Below are 14,750 nucleotides of genomic sequence, written 5' to 3'. Positions count from 1 at the left end.
TCCAGTTCTTTACCGGTATCCATGTCCTGCTAGTCGATAGTTGTCGGGAAGTCATACTGAACTGCAATGAATATCACCATCAACTGATTAACTTGCTTGGAAATCGGTATGTTAAATTATATGCAAATTCTGGGTAGGGGGGGTGCGGAATGTCGGGTCGAAGCATGAACGGCACACTTCGACAAGCTCAGCACGAACGGTTACGCTGTAACTATTGAACTGTGAAAACGCTGTAACACATGGGTATACGTGTTGATTGGCGGTTTGCTGGCGGCGAAACCACCCGACAAGAACCTTGCAACACCCAACAAAATAAAGTTGACTAAATACTGGTAGTCAGTTGCCCCAAGCTACGCCCGCACTATTACACCCTGCCCCATTTTTAGTGGATAACCATTTTTCAAATAAAAACATTTTTTCTGCCAAACAATAAACCATAAAACGCTGAAATATTGCTATTATAAACAGAGCCAAAATGAACAATTACAGCCACACAGTAGTCACTGTCGGTAAATAAGCCATTAATTGAAAAGACAGGAGATTAGATGCCACTTTACGGAAAATGTACAAATGTTGGTCTTTGTAATAAAGCAAGCACTAACGAGATACTGATTATTGAAGATAATAAAAAGTTTGAATGCCACGACTGTCATCTAAAACTTAATATTTGTGCACCTAAAGAATTTAACGCCCTGCAAAAAATACTGCCTGCAAGCTTAGTTACGCTCATGCTAGGCATAGGCGGAATATGGACAATGAATAGCGAAAAGTCCTCACCTAAATATGTACATAACACTACTGTTCTTCACTCTGAAATGCACAGCACTGAAAAAACGACAACTTATGCACAAGCAACACAAGAAAAGCCTTTAATAAAATCCACTACCGTAACACAACTCAAACCAGCACTTATGCTGTCTGCCACCGCAGCGAAAAAACCGGTCATTACTAAAACGCAACTCGATTCTAGCCCGACACCCACTAAAAATAGTGTATACCACACACACAAAACCGATCACAAACAGCTTTCAGTAGGAGAAAAATCAGCCAACACGTTACAAAAAAATAACAAGCCCTCTAATGAAAAGCCTGTTATCTTAACAGCGGCTAAAAATATTGATCTCACGATTCAGCACGCACTTAAACAAAAAGCTGTTACTAAGCCCATTTTAGTACAAACAGCTTCACCGAATAAAATATTACCAAACCCTAAAGCCCATCATTTGTATCAGCACCATCCAGACAATTTGCAAAAACAACTTGCGTTGGCCAAACAAAATTATTTACAACCCAACAAACGCAAACTGTCTCGAATTAATGACACTAAAATCTCTGGGCCGCTACAGCCCATCATCGACGCACAAGAAGCAGCAGCACGCGACAGAGCCGCTAGTCACTTAAACTTATCTCGATTAGGCATTGAGTTAAGTGGAGATGCCTTGGTAGAAGCCGCAGAAAAAGGCAATCTTCGGACAGTTAGATTATTAATTGCCAGCGGCGTACCGGCCAATATTAAAAACAGTCATGGCCAAACAGCATTAATGGCATCAACTAAAAATGGCCACAAGCATATAATAAAATTACTGCTTAAATCCAAACATCTGTCTTAAGCGTGTACTCAATATTACCTACTATTGCTACGTATTAGCCCAATACAGTTGTTAATCACTCGACAACATTAGCCTTACGTAATTGTGTTCGCAGCGCTTCAATCCGTCTGCGATTAACACCAAAGTCGCTGTGCCCTACCCGCGATGCCGAGCGAATATGAATTAATCCTGCATTAACATCCAAAATAATATCCACATCATCAACAAAACTAAAAACCAAGCTGACCGCTGTCGCGTGTAAACTGGTATCGGTATCGTGAGTAATGGTGGTGCGATCTTGCTTTTGTATAGCTTTTCTTAACGCTAACCAAGCCGCTGCTGGCGTACCACTGATTTTAAACGGCGCAATATAATGCCGTTCATCCAATGGATTCGCCTGACTCGACACACAATTAGGACTATTGACACACGGCGGCAATTTAAGCACTGCCGATGCATTGGCTTGAGTTGTCATAATAAGAGCCATAAAAATAATTAATTTAAATTTCATAAACATGTCATACACAGATAATCGTTCATTGCATTGAAAATCCAGGCATCGGAACACTCTTTAAGTAATCAACGACGCTAACTAGAAAATAGCATTACAACTGACCGCCAGCCAGACTGTAGGTTCAATGCTATCCTTACCGCTGGGTTATTTTAGCAATGCGCCCACAAATTCAATTTGCCGCCACGCCTCGTACAAAACAATAGCCACCGTGTTGGATAAATTCAAGCTGCGACTTTCCGCCCGCATCGGTAAATACAAACAGTTATCTGTACCGATACCTGCCAACACCTCAGCAGGTAAGCCGCGCGTTTCAGGGCCAAACAACAACGCATCACCCTGCTGAAACAGTGTATCGCTAACAAGGTGTTGGCCTTTGGTAGTTAAAGCAAACAAGCGCTGCGGCGCTTCACTGGCAATAAAACTTGCCAGTGAAGCGTGTTGTTTCACACAAACCCATTCATGGTAATCAAGACCCGCACGGCGCAAACGCTTATCATCCAGCTCAAACCCCAACGGTTTAATCAAATGTAACTGCGCCCCTGCATTAGCACACAACCGGATAATATTGCCCGTGTTAGCTGGAATTTCTGGCTCATACAAAACAACATGCAGCATCAGTTAACGTTAACCGGTGTCAATTTCCAGATATCATTGTTGTAATCACTGATGGTACGATCGGTAGAAAACTTACCACTGGCGGCACAATTTAAAATGCTCATCCGCGTCCACCGCTGTTTATCTTGATACGCCACTTCAACACGTTTTTGCGCATCAACAAAGCTACGGAAATCGGCAATCGTCATCCACGGATCGTGCGGATTTTTCAGTGAATCTTTAATCACATCAAACATTCCTGGTTCAAACTGATTAAAATGCCCGCACTCAATCAGATTCATTACACGCTGTAAATCGTCATCTTGGTTAATAATAACAACCGGATCGTAGTGCTGGCTCTGCGCTTGCACTTGCTCTTCAGTCAGACCAAACAAAAAGAAATTATCATCGCCGACTTCTTCACGCATTTCGATATTCGCACCGTCTAGCGTACCAATCGTCATCGCACCATTCATCATAAACTTCATATTGCCCGTGCCAGAGGCTTCTTTGCCTGCGGTAGAAATCTGCTCAGACAAATCCGCACCAGGGCAAATTTTTTCCATCGCCGACACGCGGTAATTAGCTAAAAAAATCAGCTTTAATTTACTACCCACCTCAGGGTCGTTATTGATCACATGAGCAACGTTATTAATAAACTTGATAATACGCTTGGCCATAAAATAGCCTGGTGCAGCCTTGCCACCAATCAACACACAGCGATCTGTCCAATTAACGGTATCGCCACGTTTAATGCGATCATACAAGTGAATAACATGCAATACGTTAAGTAATTGGCGCTTGTATTCATGGATGCGCTTAACCTGCACATCAAACAAAGCATCTACGTTTAACTCAATCCCATGCTCGATTTTTTTGTAATCCACCAAACGTTGTTTGGCATTTTGCTGTACATCTTGCCAGCGCTTATGAAAGTCTTGATCGTCGGCAAAAGCTTCCAATTTTTTCAGTAATGACAAATCGGTTATCCAGCCATCACCTATGGTGTCAGTAATCAAACTGGCTAATTCTGGATTGCAGCCCGCCAACCAGCGCCGTGGTGTAACCCCATTGGTTTTATTGTTGAATTTTTCTGGCCACAACTCATAAAAATCACGGAACAAGCCTTGTTGTAACAATTTGGAATGCAGCGCCGCCACACCATTAACCGAATAACTGCCCACAATGGCCAAATACGCCATTCTAAAATGTTGTTCATGACCTTCTTCAACCAGCGACATCCGCGCTAAACGCTCATGATCACCCGGCCAATGCGCGGACACTTCTTCCAAGAAATTCGCATTAATCTCAAAGATAATCTCCATGAGACGGGGCAATAACTGCCGGAATAAATTAACCGACCAGCGTTCCAAAGCTTCTGGCAGCAAAGTATGATTGGTATACGCCATTGTGCTACAAGTAATTTTCCAGGCATCGTCCCAGCTTAATCCTTGTCCGTCAATTAACAAGCGCATTAATTCTGCAACGGAGATACTGGGATGGGTGTCGTTTAATTGGAAACAATTTTTAGCAGCAAACTGAGAAAAATCATTACCATGCCCACTCACCCAATTAGCGATCACATCCTGTAAACTAGCAGACGCTAACAAATATTGCTGACGCAAACGTAAGGCTTTACCGTTTTCATTAGCATCATTTGGGTATAACACCATGGTGATATTTTCAGCGGTATTTTTAGCCGCAACCGCCTCGGCGTAGTCACCTGCGTTAAACTCGGCCAAATCAAATTCTTCGGTAGCTTGCGCTTTCCATAATCGTAAGGTATTGACTGTACCGTTACGATAACCTGGAATCGGCGTGTCATAAGGCACAGCCAGTATATCGTGGGTATCAACCCAACAGACACAGGTATTACCTTGCTCATCGGTGTGGGTTTCGGTACGACCACCAAATTTAATGCGCTGCGTGTATTCAGGACGCTCAAGCTCCCAAATATTGCCATTACGTAACCAATGATCAGGTTTTTCGATTTGCTCACCGTTAACAATTTGCTGAGAAAACATACCGTACTCATAACGTAACCCATAGCCAGTTACCGGTAAACGCAAAGTGGCGCAACTATCAATAAAACACGCCGCTAAACGTCCTAAACCACCATTACCTAAACCGGCATCAGGCTCGCTTTCCAACAACTCTTCCATTTCCAAGCCAACTTTATACATGGCCTTGTTCGCCACGTCATCAACACCCAAATTAAGCATAGCATTGCTTAAAGTGCGCCCCATTAAAAACTCCATCGACAAATAATAAGCCTTTTTGCAATCTGCTCTTTCATACGCGTTATGGGTTTTTTTCCAGCGTTCAATTAAGCGATCATTGACAGCAAATGATAAAGCCTCGTAAGCGTAAAAAGGCGATTGACTTTGTTCATCTCGACCCAAGCGGTAATTGTAATTACGCTTGAAATCACTGACTAAGTGCTTAGATTCCATACCTAAAGGCGGTAAGGGAGTCACTTTAGATTTTAATATTGTTTTTTTAGGCGATTTATCTGTCATATCGGTTTAATTCTCAAAGAAAGCTAATAATTGGTAATAATAATGCTATTTTACCGACTTACTCAATATTATTGTACTTAATCTACCAATAACATTTCAGTTACGCTAAAACTGATTATTCACCGGTCTCGCCGCATTAGGCACAGACTTTTAAAACATCCATTGAGGTATTTACGCTATAATTGCCTCCAATTTATTTGCCAAACAAGTGTGATTGCCGTGCCGAGTGCCAACAACGATTCATCTACTTTTCAAGGACTTATTCTAGCCTTACAAGAATACTGGTCACATCAAGGCTGTATTTTATTACAACCTTTAGATCAGGAAGTGGGGGCTGGAACCTTCCATCCCGCCACTTTTTTACGCGCCATCGGCCCTGAGCCATGGAATACCGCTTATGTACAACCCTCACGCCGCCCTACTGATGGCCGCTTTGGTGAAAACCCTAACCGTTTACAACATTACTACCAGTATCAGGTCATGCTCAAGCCTTCGCCTGATAATATTCAAGAACTCTATTTAGGTTCGCTACGGCATTTGGGATTTGATCTGCTGGAACATGATATCCGCTTTGTCGAAGACAACTGGGAATCACCTACCCTGGGTGCTTGGGGTCTGGGCTGGGAAGTGTGGCTCAACGGCATGGAAGTCACCCAGTTTACTTATTTTCAGCAAGTCGGTGGCTTAGAGTGCCGTCCTGTAACCGGTGAAATCACTTACGGCTTAGAACGTCTGGCTATGTACTTGCAAGGCGTTAAAAGCGTTTATGATCTGGTGTGGACAAAAACCCGTCACGGTGTCGTCACCTACGGCGATGTCTTCCACCAAAACGAAGTGGAAATGTCGGCGTTTAATTTTGACCATGCCAATGTGCCGTTTTTATTCTCCTGTTTTGATACCTACGAACAAGAGTGCCAAAAACTGATTGAACTCAACCTGCCGTTACCAGCTTACGAAATGGTGCTAAAAGCCTCGCACACCTTTAATTTGCTGGATGCGCGTCATGCCATTTCGGTTACCGAGCGCCAGCGTTATATTTTACGGGTTAGGACCTTGTCCCGTGCCGTGGCTGAAGCGTATTATGCGCGGCGAGAATCGCTAGGCTTCCCCATGCTGAACACGCAGGAAAACTAAAATGACGACCAGCAAACACTTATTATTTGAATTAGGCTCAGAAGAACTGCCGCCCAAAACTTTGCTAAAACTCAGCAACGCCTTACTAGAGAGCATTTTACACAGCCTAACTGCCGCTGAACTCAACTTTACCACCAGCAAAGCCTATGCCACACCCAGACGCTTGGCGGTGTTTATAGAAAACCTGTCGGCCACGCAACCGGACAAAACCGTGGAAAAACGCGGCCCCGCCATTCAAGCTGCGTTTGCACCAGACGGCACACCCAGCAAAGCCGCGCTTGGTTTTGCAGTAAGCTGCAACACCCGCTTCGAGCAACTGGGGCGCTTAAAAACCGACAAAGGCGAATGGCTGAGCTTTACCGAAGTCGTCAAGGGTCAGGCCACCGAAAACCTGATTCCCGACATTATCCGCCAGAGCATAGCAGCGCTGCCTATTGCCAAGCGGATGCGCTGGGGCAACTCAACGACAGAATTTGTAAGACCGGTACACTGGGCGGTATTGTCGTATGGCGATGCGGTCATCAACACCGACATTTTAGGCTTAAAAACCGGCTTGACTACTCAAGGCCACCGTTTTCACGCACCACAACAAATCGTTATTAGCAATGCTGCGCTGTATGCCGATACCTTGTACAAACACGGTAAAGTGATTGCTGAAGTGGGGCTGCGTAAAGCCATTATTAAAAACGCCGCGCAAAAAGCCGCCAGTGCGGTAGGCGGCATTGCCCATATAGAAGAAGATTTGCTGGAAGAAATTGCCGCGCTAAACGAATGGCCCGTACCCATTACTGGCACGTTTGACCCGCGCTTTTTGGCGTTACCCGCCGAAGTATTGATTACCACCATGCAAACCAACCAGAAATATTTTCCGGTCAAAAATACCGACGGAAGCTTGCGACCTTACTTCATCACCTTCAGCAATATTGAAAGCACCCGTCCCGAATCCATCCAGCAAGGCAACGAACGGGTAATTACCCCGCGCCTGACCGATGCAGAATTTTTCTGGAATCAAGATCGCAAATCAAGCCTAGCGGATCATGTTGCCAGCTTGTCTAACGTGGTGTTCCAAGAAAAACTGGGGACGGTGGCGGAAAAATCCGAGCGTGTCAGCAAACTGGCTGAATTCATTGCTAACAAACTCAATGCCGATGTTGCACTGGCCAAACGTGCCGCACTACTGGCCAAAGCCGATTTAATGACCAATATGGTCGGCGAATTTGGCAACCTGCAAGGCATTATGGGACGCTATTACGCCCTGGCAGATAACGAACCCAAAGAAGTTGCCTTTGCGATTGAAGAGCATTATTTCCCCAAACAATCCGGCAGCCCGACTGCTAGCAGTCAAATCGGGCAAATTATTGCCATTGCTGAAAAAATTGACACCTTGACCGGCATTTTCAGTGCCAGTTTAATTCCCACTGGTGACAAAGACCCGTATGCGTTACGGCGTGCCGCTTTAGGGGTATTACGGACGATTATTGAAAACAAGCTGGTACTAAATATCCCTGAATTATGCGATTTTTCTCTGGGCTTGTACACACACAGCTTTGTGCGAGCCGACACCCAAAGTGCGGTAATCACCTTCATATTTGATCGCTTGAAAGGCTATTGTTTGGATCAAGATTACACTGCCGATGAATTCGATGCAGTCAGCGCAGTGAATCCTACTGAACCCTTGGATTTTATGCAGCGCTTACAAGCCGTGCAAGCATTCCGGCTACGGCCAGAAGCGGAAAGCCTGGCCGCTGCCAACAAACGTATCCGCAATATCCTGAAAAAATCCGATGCCGCCATCACTGACAATCTGATTGGGTTGCCGGAAGCTGTCGAGCAACAATTACTGGTCGCCGCACAAGCGGCCGCCAGTGATATTGCCCCCCTATTGGCCAAGCAGGATTACCAAGCCACGCTGGATCGTTTGTCACAACTGAAAGAACCAGTGGATGCTTTTTTTGATAACGTGATGGTAATGACAGATGATTTAGCGTTACGTGCCAAACGCCTAGGGTTGCTGTCAATGCTGTCTGAACAGTTTTTAACGTGTGCGGATATTGCTAAATTGCAATCGTAATTAATGTTGGCAACGCCTGAAAAAAACCTACACAAAGCACACCGGCTGTTTGGCCTGTGTGCCGCTCTATTGTATTTTGGCTTTGGAAATGCCCACGCAACAGACTACCCGCTGCAAAGCATTAATATTTATCAAGCCAATATCTTATCGAAACAAGTAAACAATGCCCAGCTCATTTTTGAAGGCACGGTAACCGATATCACCGTACGCCTATCACACACAACCCAACCCAAACAAATTGAACAACCGTATAGTTTTTTTAGCTTTGAGATTGCACGTATCATAAAAGGTAGCCTCATAGATAACAGCAATACCTTAACGCTACACACTAAAGGTCTTAGCGATACGGCGATAGAAGACAGCTTCCAATCCAGTAAACGCGTGGATTTTTTCCTCAGAAAGAATAATCAAGACACGCTCATCTACACTTACACCGGTTCAGCCAATCATTTTTTCTACAACCTTCAAGTAGACAAGACGTTCCAGCAAGCTGCCAAAAAATACGCTATCAATAAAAACAGTAAAGTCATTCTACGCCTCAATGACGGCAATGAACTACTCCTTCAACCATCCCGTCGTTCCAATACAGCACCCCGTTTAAAAAAAGGCGACCATGTTATCCTCATGGTTGGTATTGATCGAAAGACGCAGCAAGCAAGCGTCAGTACAGAGCAAGGCATTGATGTGCTCAATTTTCAGAAAACACCGGCGATTTGGATTGACCGCACTGGAAAAATTTTATTTGATGATGCTAACCTAGCACCGAAAGATAAAAAACCCTATACAGCTGACGCATTTGCCCATGTCGTCACCCAAAAAATTAAACAAGCCCTGCTAAAGCACCCAAGCCATGATGCCTTAATACCCATTGCCAGCGAAGACCCCAATCAACCCATCTACGAAGACGGTGATAATTCGGCAGATACGCGGCCCAATTACGATCCGTGGGATTAAGAATCCACCATGCCACAGCCTTACATTTTGTTAGACCGTGACGGTGTCATTAACGAAGATTCCGACCACTTCATTAAATCGCCAGACGAATGGCTGCCGATAGCCGGTAGCTTAGAAGCCATTGCCCTGCTTAATCAACACGGGTTTAAGGTGGTAGTTATCACCAACCAATCCGGCATAGCGCGTGGTTTATTAGACAACAACACCCTGCAAGCCATCCATACCAAAATGCAGCGGATGGCCATTGAAAAAGGCGGGCATATTGATGTGATTTATATCTGCCCACACGGACCAGACAGTGGTTGCCCGTGCCGAAAACCCAAACCTGGCTTATTGGAGCAATTCGCACAAGAAAAACAAATCGACCTGAAAGACACCGTGTTTATCGGCGACTCTTACCGTGACATTCAAGCAGCCTACGCGGCAGGGGCGACACCGATTTTAGTAAAAACTGGCAAGGGTGTAACAACCCTGGCACATCATCCTGACCTTAACATTGGAATTTTTGATAATTTATATGACGCAGCAAGACACCTCAGCACAAGAAGATTTTAGACCCAAAAATCTAATCGGTTCAATCCTACTGTTTATCGGTATTTTTACAACCGCTACGGTCATTGGCATCTTATTGATTACAGGACTTATTTTTAATTTCGCCTATAGGTGGTATATCGGAAGACTGTGGTGTCTGATTATCGGCTGGTTTACTCGTGTATGTTGCGGTCTTAGCTTTGAAGTGGAAGGCTTGGAAAATATTGATCCCAAACAACCGGTCATCTTTTTTAGCAATCACCAATCCGCTTGGGAAACCTTGGCCTTGCGAGTATTTTTACCGCCGCACTCTGTGGTTATCAAAAAAGAATTACTGTACTTTCCTATCTGGGGCTGGTCTTTACTGACGCTCAAATCCATCGTCATTAACCGCAAAAACCAACGGGCTTCGTTAAAGTCTTTACTGGAACAAGGCACGCGTTACCTAAACGAAGGCCTGAGTGTATTAATTTTTCCAGAAGGTACGCGCTCTGCCCCTGGTACAGTTAATAAATTTAATATCGGCGGCGCTATGCTCGCACAAAAAACCGGCTATCCGGTTATTCCACTGGTTCATAATGCCGGTGATTTTTGGCCACGTTACAGTTTTTATAAATACCCTGGGGTTATTAAAGTAAAAATTGGCACAATGATTGAAACCAAAAATCGCAAAGCCCAAGACATCAACGCCGAGGCAGAAGCGTGGATACGCCGCAATTTACAAAACATCACCGCATCATCACCCGACTAGCCATGATGGAAAAAAATCAATACACCTCTTTCTGACCCTAATTGCAGTATTTTTAATAAGTTAATATGATGCCATCTACACCTCCAGCGTCCCCAGAAGACACGAGACCCAAAAACCTGTTAGGCTCAACCTCGCTGTTTATTGGCATATTTATAACGTCCATTATTATCGGCGTGTTACTTATCGGAGGGGGTATGGTATCTTATCAATTTCGCTGGTATATCGGCCGTGCCTGGTGTTTTCTTATTTTATGGATGCTGCGTATTTTTTGCGGACTCACTTATACCGTAGAAGGCTTAGAAAATCTGAATACACAACGACCCACCATCGTCATCAGTAATCATCAATCTGCCTGGGAATCAGTGGCCTTATGGTGTCTTTTACCACCCCATTCTGTCGTTATCAAGCGTGAATTATTGCTATTACCGGTTTGGGGCTGGTCTTTACTCACGCTTAAGTTCATCATTATTAACCGAAAAAAACAACGCGCATCATTACGCGCCTTATTAGAGCAAGGCGCACAGCGTTTAAATAATGGCTTATGGCTACTTGTTTTTCCAGAAGGCACGCGTGCTGCACCTAAAACAGTGGGTAAATTTACCGCTGGCGCGGCGTTGCTGGCACAACAAACCGCTTGTCCTATTCTTCCCATCGTCCATAATGCCGGAAATTTTTGGCCACGCTACAGTTTTTATAAATACCCTGGTGTTATTAAAGTCAAAATTGGCCCCATCATTGAAACCCAAGGCCGTAAAGCCACTGATATTAATGCCGAAACCGAAGCCTGGATTCGCCAAAACTTACAAGAAATCAACGCATAATTATTATGTTGGCTCTAAAAATTCGGCTACGCACTTAACACGGGACAACAATAATAATGCTCAAGTAAGTTGGGCTGCCTACTGTTTGACAGCCCAATATAAATAACGTCTTGGTCATGTTGGGTTGAGAAAAGCGTTCAACCCAACCTACACTTTGTCCCCGTTTAAGTTGATAACCCAAAATTCACATCATAAAATCATGAAACAGCTTATTAAGCCTTTGTTATTAGCACTCAGCATTAGCCATTTATCAGGCTGTGCCAGTTTTGGCAAAAGCATTGTTGAAACCGTATTGGAAAAACAGCGATCCGAAGATACCCGTGTCTGTGAAATTTGGGGCAAAGCATTTGCTGGCCTTGCGCCGCATTTAGACAGCAGACACGGCAAGATGAAAGTGCTGATGATACATGGTGTGGGCGACCATTTGCCTGGTTATGCAACTGAGTTTTTAGAAAAGCTAGGACGTGAACTCAATTTACCGGTCATGTCCAGTCAACAAAAAAACATCACCCTAACCGACCGCAACGATACCCGTAAAAATCTGGGTAACTTAAAAATTTCACGCTTGCTCAGTAAAGACCGCAATAAAGAATTGTTGTTCTATGAACTGACGTGGTCGGCAATTACTGCCAGACAAAAAGAAGTGCTGGCTTATGACAACTCAGGGGAATATTCTTTCCGCCGAGCGGCCATTAACGACATGATGAAAAAGTTTTCCAACGATACCGGCCCCGATCCTATTATTTATTTAGGTGAAAGCCGAAGCGATATTTTAAAATCGTTCACGCAATCATTTTGCTGGATGACCAAAAGCCGCTGGGATAGCCTACCCACCGGTATCAGCGCTGCCTGTTCGTTTAATGATGACGGTGCAGCCGATAATATCCGCAACGACCAATACGCGATTGTCTCGCACAGCCTGGGCAGCCGTATTACCATTGATGGCATGCAGCGCATTGCAACGATATTGCCGGATCGAGATGCCGATTTCCGTGAAGCGCTGCAAAACAAGGAAATTCCGATTTACATGATGTCCAACCAATTGCCTATGTTGCAATTAGGACGAAAACTGCCGGACATCAGCGACCAGAAAGCGGCGTATTGCCAAACAAATGGCGCTAAATACCCTCTGCGGATGCTGAAAAAAACCCCAATCATTGCCTTCAGCGACCCAAACGATTTGCTCAGCTACGCCATCCCGCAAGGCTTTACCGAAAAATACATGGATTCAAGATTGTGTATAGACGTGACCAACGTTAATATCAACGTCGCCAGTATTTTTGATGCGTTTGGCCTGGGAAAATTGGCCAACCCGTTAAGCGCCCACGTTGGTTATGGCAAAGACGACCGCGTCATTGCCTTAATTGCCAAGGGAATTGGTAATGTGAGAACCAGCAAGCTGATTAAAGAACGTTGTAGCTGGACGGAATTAGTGGACGATTAAATTTGATAAGATGAATCGAGCATAATGAAAACTATGGTATCGTTCATTTCTGCGCACCCAACATATGCTTGATTGGCGCAAAGGTTTTCCGGTGTACTGGCAAATAACCAAACTGCTCAAGCTCCGCCAAATGGTGCTTAGTGCCATAACCTTTATGCAAATGAAAAGCAAAATCAGGATAAGCTTTATGGCAATCCACCATCATTCTATCCCGCGTTACTTTGGCTAAAATAGACGCGGCACTGATAGCCTGAATCTTACTATCACCTTTAACAATTGCCTGAGCCGGCATAGACAACCTGGGCAGCCGATTACCATCCACCAGCACTTCATCCGGTTGAATAGACAAGCCGTGTACCGCGCGTTGCATAGCCAATAAAGTAGCTTGCAAGATATTAAGCTCATCAATTTCCTCAACACTGGCTGAAGCAATACACCAACTTAACGTGCAATCAATAATAAGCGAATACAAGGCTTCACGCTTATTTTCACTCAGTATTTTAGAATCCGCTAAACCGACGATTGGCCTTTGAGGATTTAAGATCACTGCTGCCGCAACCACAGCACCCGCCAAAGGCCCACGTCCCGCTTCATCAACACCTGCAATCGTAGCCACTAGCGCAAAATACCCCGGCTGACATTACGCAGAAAACTCACCATATCAGATAATTCTTTGCTATCTCCCGCCAGATCTTCCATTTGATCAATCGCATCTTCTAAACGCAGATTCATTTTATAAATCATTTTATAAGCTTTACGAATCAAACGTATATCTTCAGCAGAAATGCCATTGCGCTCCATACCGACAGAATTAATACCGTGTGGCTTAGTCGGTTTACCACCCACCATTACAAAAGGCGGAATGTCTTGAGTAATCGCACTGCCCATCGCTGCAAAGCTGTACTGACCTATCTTGGTAAATTGATGCACTAAAGTAAAACCACCCAAAATAGCATGGCTATTCAGATGCACATGTCCCGCTAACGATGCGCCATTGGCCATAATTACATGATTACCAATCACACAATCATGCGCAACATGGGTATAAGCCATAAACAGATTGTCATTGCCAATGTGAGTAACGCTGTGATCTTGTATCGTGCCTCTGTGCATAGAAGAAAACTCACGAATGATATTTCTATCACCAATCACCAATCGGGTTATTTCATGATCGTATTTTTTATCTTGTGGGTCTTCACCAATAGAGCTAAATTGGTAAATATGGTTATACTCACCAATAAGCGTAGGTCCATTGATGATCACATGCGGCCCTATCACAGTGCCGGCACCAATTTCAACATCAGCGCCTATCACTGAAAACGCACCAACACTGACATCACTGGCCAATTCAGCAGTGCGATTGATGATAGCCGCTGGATGAATCAAAGCGATTGTACCACGGCAGCACAGCGAATTTCCGCGCTGGCAACAAACTCACCATCCACTTCCGCACGGCATTCAAATGCCCAAATATTGCGTTTGCTTTTAACAAACTTAGCTTCTAGCATCAACTGATCACCGGGTACCACCGGTCTTTTAAATTTAGCCTTATCAATGCCAACTAAGTAATAAATCATTCCAGCCAATTCGTCACCGGCTGTCTCCGATGCCAATAATCCGGTAGATTGCGCCAAAGCCTCCAGAATCAATACACCCGGCATGATAGGTTTTTGTGGAAAATGACCTTGAAAATAGGGTTCATTGTAAGTAACATTTTTTAATCCCAGAAGTCGTACTCCTGGCTCACATTCAAGCACTCTATCAATTAATAAAAACGGATAGCGGTGTGACAAGAAGGCTTGAATTTGTAAAATATCCAGCTTGATAG

Annotated in this window: 14 protein-coding genes; 8 read left to right on the top strand and 6 right to left on the bottom strand. The window is 44.4% G+C overall.

Annotation, left to right across the window (positions count from 1 at the left end; genetic code table 11):
• The first annotated feature begins 545 nt into the window (after positions 1-545).
• Positions 546-1,610 (top strand): ankyrin repeat domain-containing protein, encoded by a 1,065-nt coding sequence (locus CRENPOLYSF2_RS16980; protein ID WP_087145136.1) that lies wholly within the window; start codon positions 546-548, stop codon positions 1,608-1,610.
• A gap of 55 nt (positions 1,611-1,665) precedes the next feature.
• Here CRENPOLYSF2_RS16980 and CRENPOLYSF2_RS16975 read toward each other — a convergent pair whose 3' ends face one another.
• The 3 genes from CRENPOLYSF2_RS16975 to CRENPOLYSF2_RS16965 all read right to left on the bottom strand — a co-directional run bounded on the left by CRENPOLYSF2_RS16975 (position 1,666) and on the right by CRENPOLYSF2_RS16965 (position 5,216).
• A complete protein-coding gene (locus CRENPOLYSF2_RS16975) occupies positions 1,666-2,100 on the bottom strand; it encodes a DUF1499 domain-containing protein (protein ID WP_087145142.1) in 435 nt (144 codons plus the stop codon).
• Between the two features lie 147 nt (positions 2,101-2,247).
• A complete protein-coding gene (trmL, locus tag CRENPOLYSF2_RS16970) occupies positions 2,248-2,718 on the bottom strand; it encodes a tRNA (uridine(34)/cytosine(34)/5-carboxymethylaminomethyluridine(34)-2'-O)-methyltransferase TrmL (RefSeq protein WP_087145135.1) in 471 nt (156 codons plus the stop codon).
• On the bottom strand, positions 2,718-5,216 hold the full coding sequence (locus tag CRENPOLYSF2_RS16965; RefSeq protein ID WP_087145134.1) for a glycogen/starch/alpha-glucan phosphorylase: 2,499 nt from the start codon (positions 5,214-5,216) through the stop codon (positions 2,718-2,720). The genes trmL and CRENPOLYSF2_RS16965 overlap by 1 nt, the downstream gene beginning before the upstream one ends.
• A 219-nt stretch (positions 5,217-5,435) precedes the next feature.
• Between CRENPOLYSF2_RS16965 and glyQ the strand changes: the two genes are divergently transcribed.
• The 7 genes from glyQ to CRENPOLYSF2_RS16930 all read left to right on the top strand — a co-directional run bounded on the left by glyQ (position 5,436) and on the right by CRENPOLYSF2_RS16930 (position 12,922).
• Positions 5,436-6,350 (top strand): glycine--tRNA ligase subunit alpha, encoded by a 915-nt coding sequence (gene glyQ / locus CRENPOLYSF2_RS16960; protein WP_087145141.1) that lies wholly within the window; start codon positions 5,436-5,438, stop codon positions 6,348-6,350.
• Position 6,351: 1 nt separating this feature from the next.
• Positions 6,352-8,421 (top strand): glycine--tRNA ligase subunit beta, encoded by a 2,070-nt coding sequence (glyS, locus tag CRENPOLYSF2_RS16955; RefSeq protein WP_087145133.1) that lies wholly within the window; start codon positions 6,352-6,354, stop codon positions 8,419-8,421.
• Between the two features lie 3 nt (positions 8,422-8,424).
• Positions 8,425-9,375 (top strand): hypothetical protein, encoded by a 951-nt coding sequence (locus CRENPOLYSF2_RS16950; protein WP_087145132.1) that lies wholly within the window; start codon positions 8,425-8,427, stop codon positions 9,373-9,375.
• Between the two features lie 9 nt (positions 9,376-9,384).
• Positions 9,385-9,930 carry a D-glycero-beta-D-manno-heptose 1,7-bisphosphate 7-phosphatase gene (gene gmhB, locus CRENPOLYSF2_RS16945; RefSeq protein WP_087145131.1) on the top strand — a complete coding sequence of 182 codons (546 nt, stop codon included), beginning with the start codon at positions 9,385-9,387 and terminating at the stop codon, positions 9,928-9,930.
• Positions 9,893-10,657, top strand: coding sequence for a lysophospholipid acyltransferase family protein (locus CRENPOLYSF2_RS16940; protein WP_087145130.1), 765 nt, complete (start codon positions 9,893-9,895; stop codon positions 10,655-10,657). The genes gmhB and CRENPOLYSF2_RS16940 overlap by 38 nt, the downstream gene beginning before the upstream one ends.
• A gap of 65 nt (positions 10,658-10,722) precedes the next feature.
• The gene (locus tag CRENPOLYSF2_RS16935; RefSeq protein ID WP_245808043.1) at positions 10,723-11,478 is read left to right on the top strand and encodes a lysophospholipid acyltransferase family protein; all 756 of its coding nucleotides are present in this window, start codon (positions 10,723-10,725) and stop codon (positions 11,476-11,478) included.
• A 199-nt stretch (positions 11,479-11,677) separates the two neighbouring features.
• On the top strand, positions 11,678-12,922 hold the full coding sequence (locus CRENPOLYSF2_RS16930; RefSeq protein ID WP_087145129.1) for a hypothetical protein: 1,245 nt from the start codon (positions 11,678-11,680) through the stop codon (positions 12,920-12,922).
• 43 nt (positions 12,923-12,965) lie between these two features.
• On the opposite strand, the gene rnhB is transcribed toward CRENPOLYSF2_RS16930, so the two are convergent.
• The 3 genes from rnhB to fabZ are packed head-to-tail and all read right to left on the bottom strand — an operon-like array spanning position 12,966 to position 14,742.
• Positions 12,966-13,538 (bottom strand): ribonuclease HII, encoded by a 573-nt coding sequence (rnhB, locus tag CRENPOLYSF2_RS16925; protein ID WP_087145128.1) that lies wholly within the window; start codon positions 13,536-13,538, stop codon positions 12,966-12,968.
• On the bottom strand, positions 13,538-14,308 hold the full coding sequence (gene lpxA, locus CRENPOLYSF2_RS16920) for an acyl-ACP--UDP-N-acetylglucosamine O-acyltransferase (protein WP_087145127.1): 771 nt from the start codon (positions 14,306-14,308) through the stop codon (positions 13,538-13,540). Before lpxA ends, rnhB begins: the two co-directional genes overlap by 1 nt.
• Positions 14,305-14,742: a 3-hydroxyacyl-ACP dehydratase FabZ gene (fabZ, locus tag CRENPOLYSF2_RS16915; RefSeq protein ID WP_176371160.1), complete on the bottom strand. Its 438-nt coding sequence runs from the start codon at positions 14,740-14,742 to the stop codon at positions 14,305-14,307. Before fabZ ends, lpxA begins: the two co-directional genes overlap by 4 nt.
• Positions 14,743-14,750 lie beyond the last annotated feature (8 nt).

It is taken from the genome of Crenothrix polyspora (assembly GCF_900163755.1).
Taxonomy (GTDB): Bacteria; Pseudomonadota; Gammaproteobacteria; order Methylococcales; family Methylomonadaceae; genus Crenothrix; species Crenothrix polyspora.
Note: the sequence above shows the minus strand (reverse complement) of the source record. Positions and strands in the feature narration are given on the sequence as shown.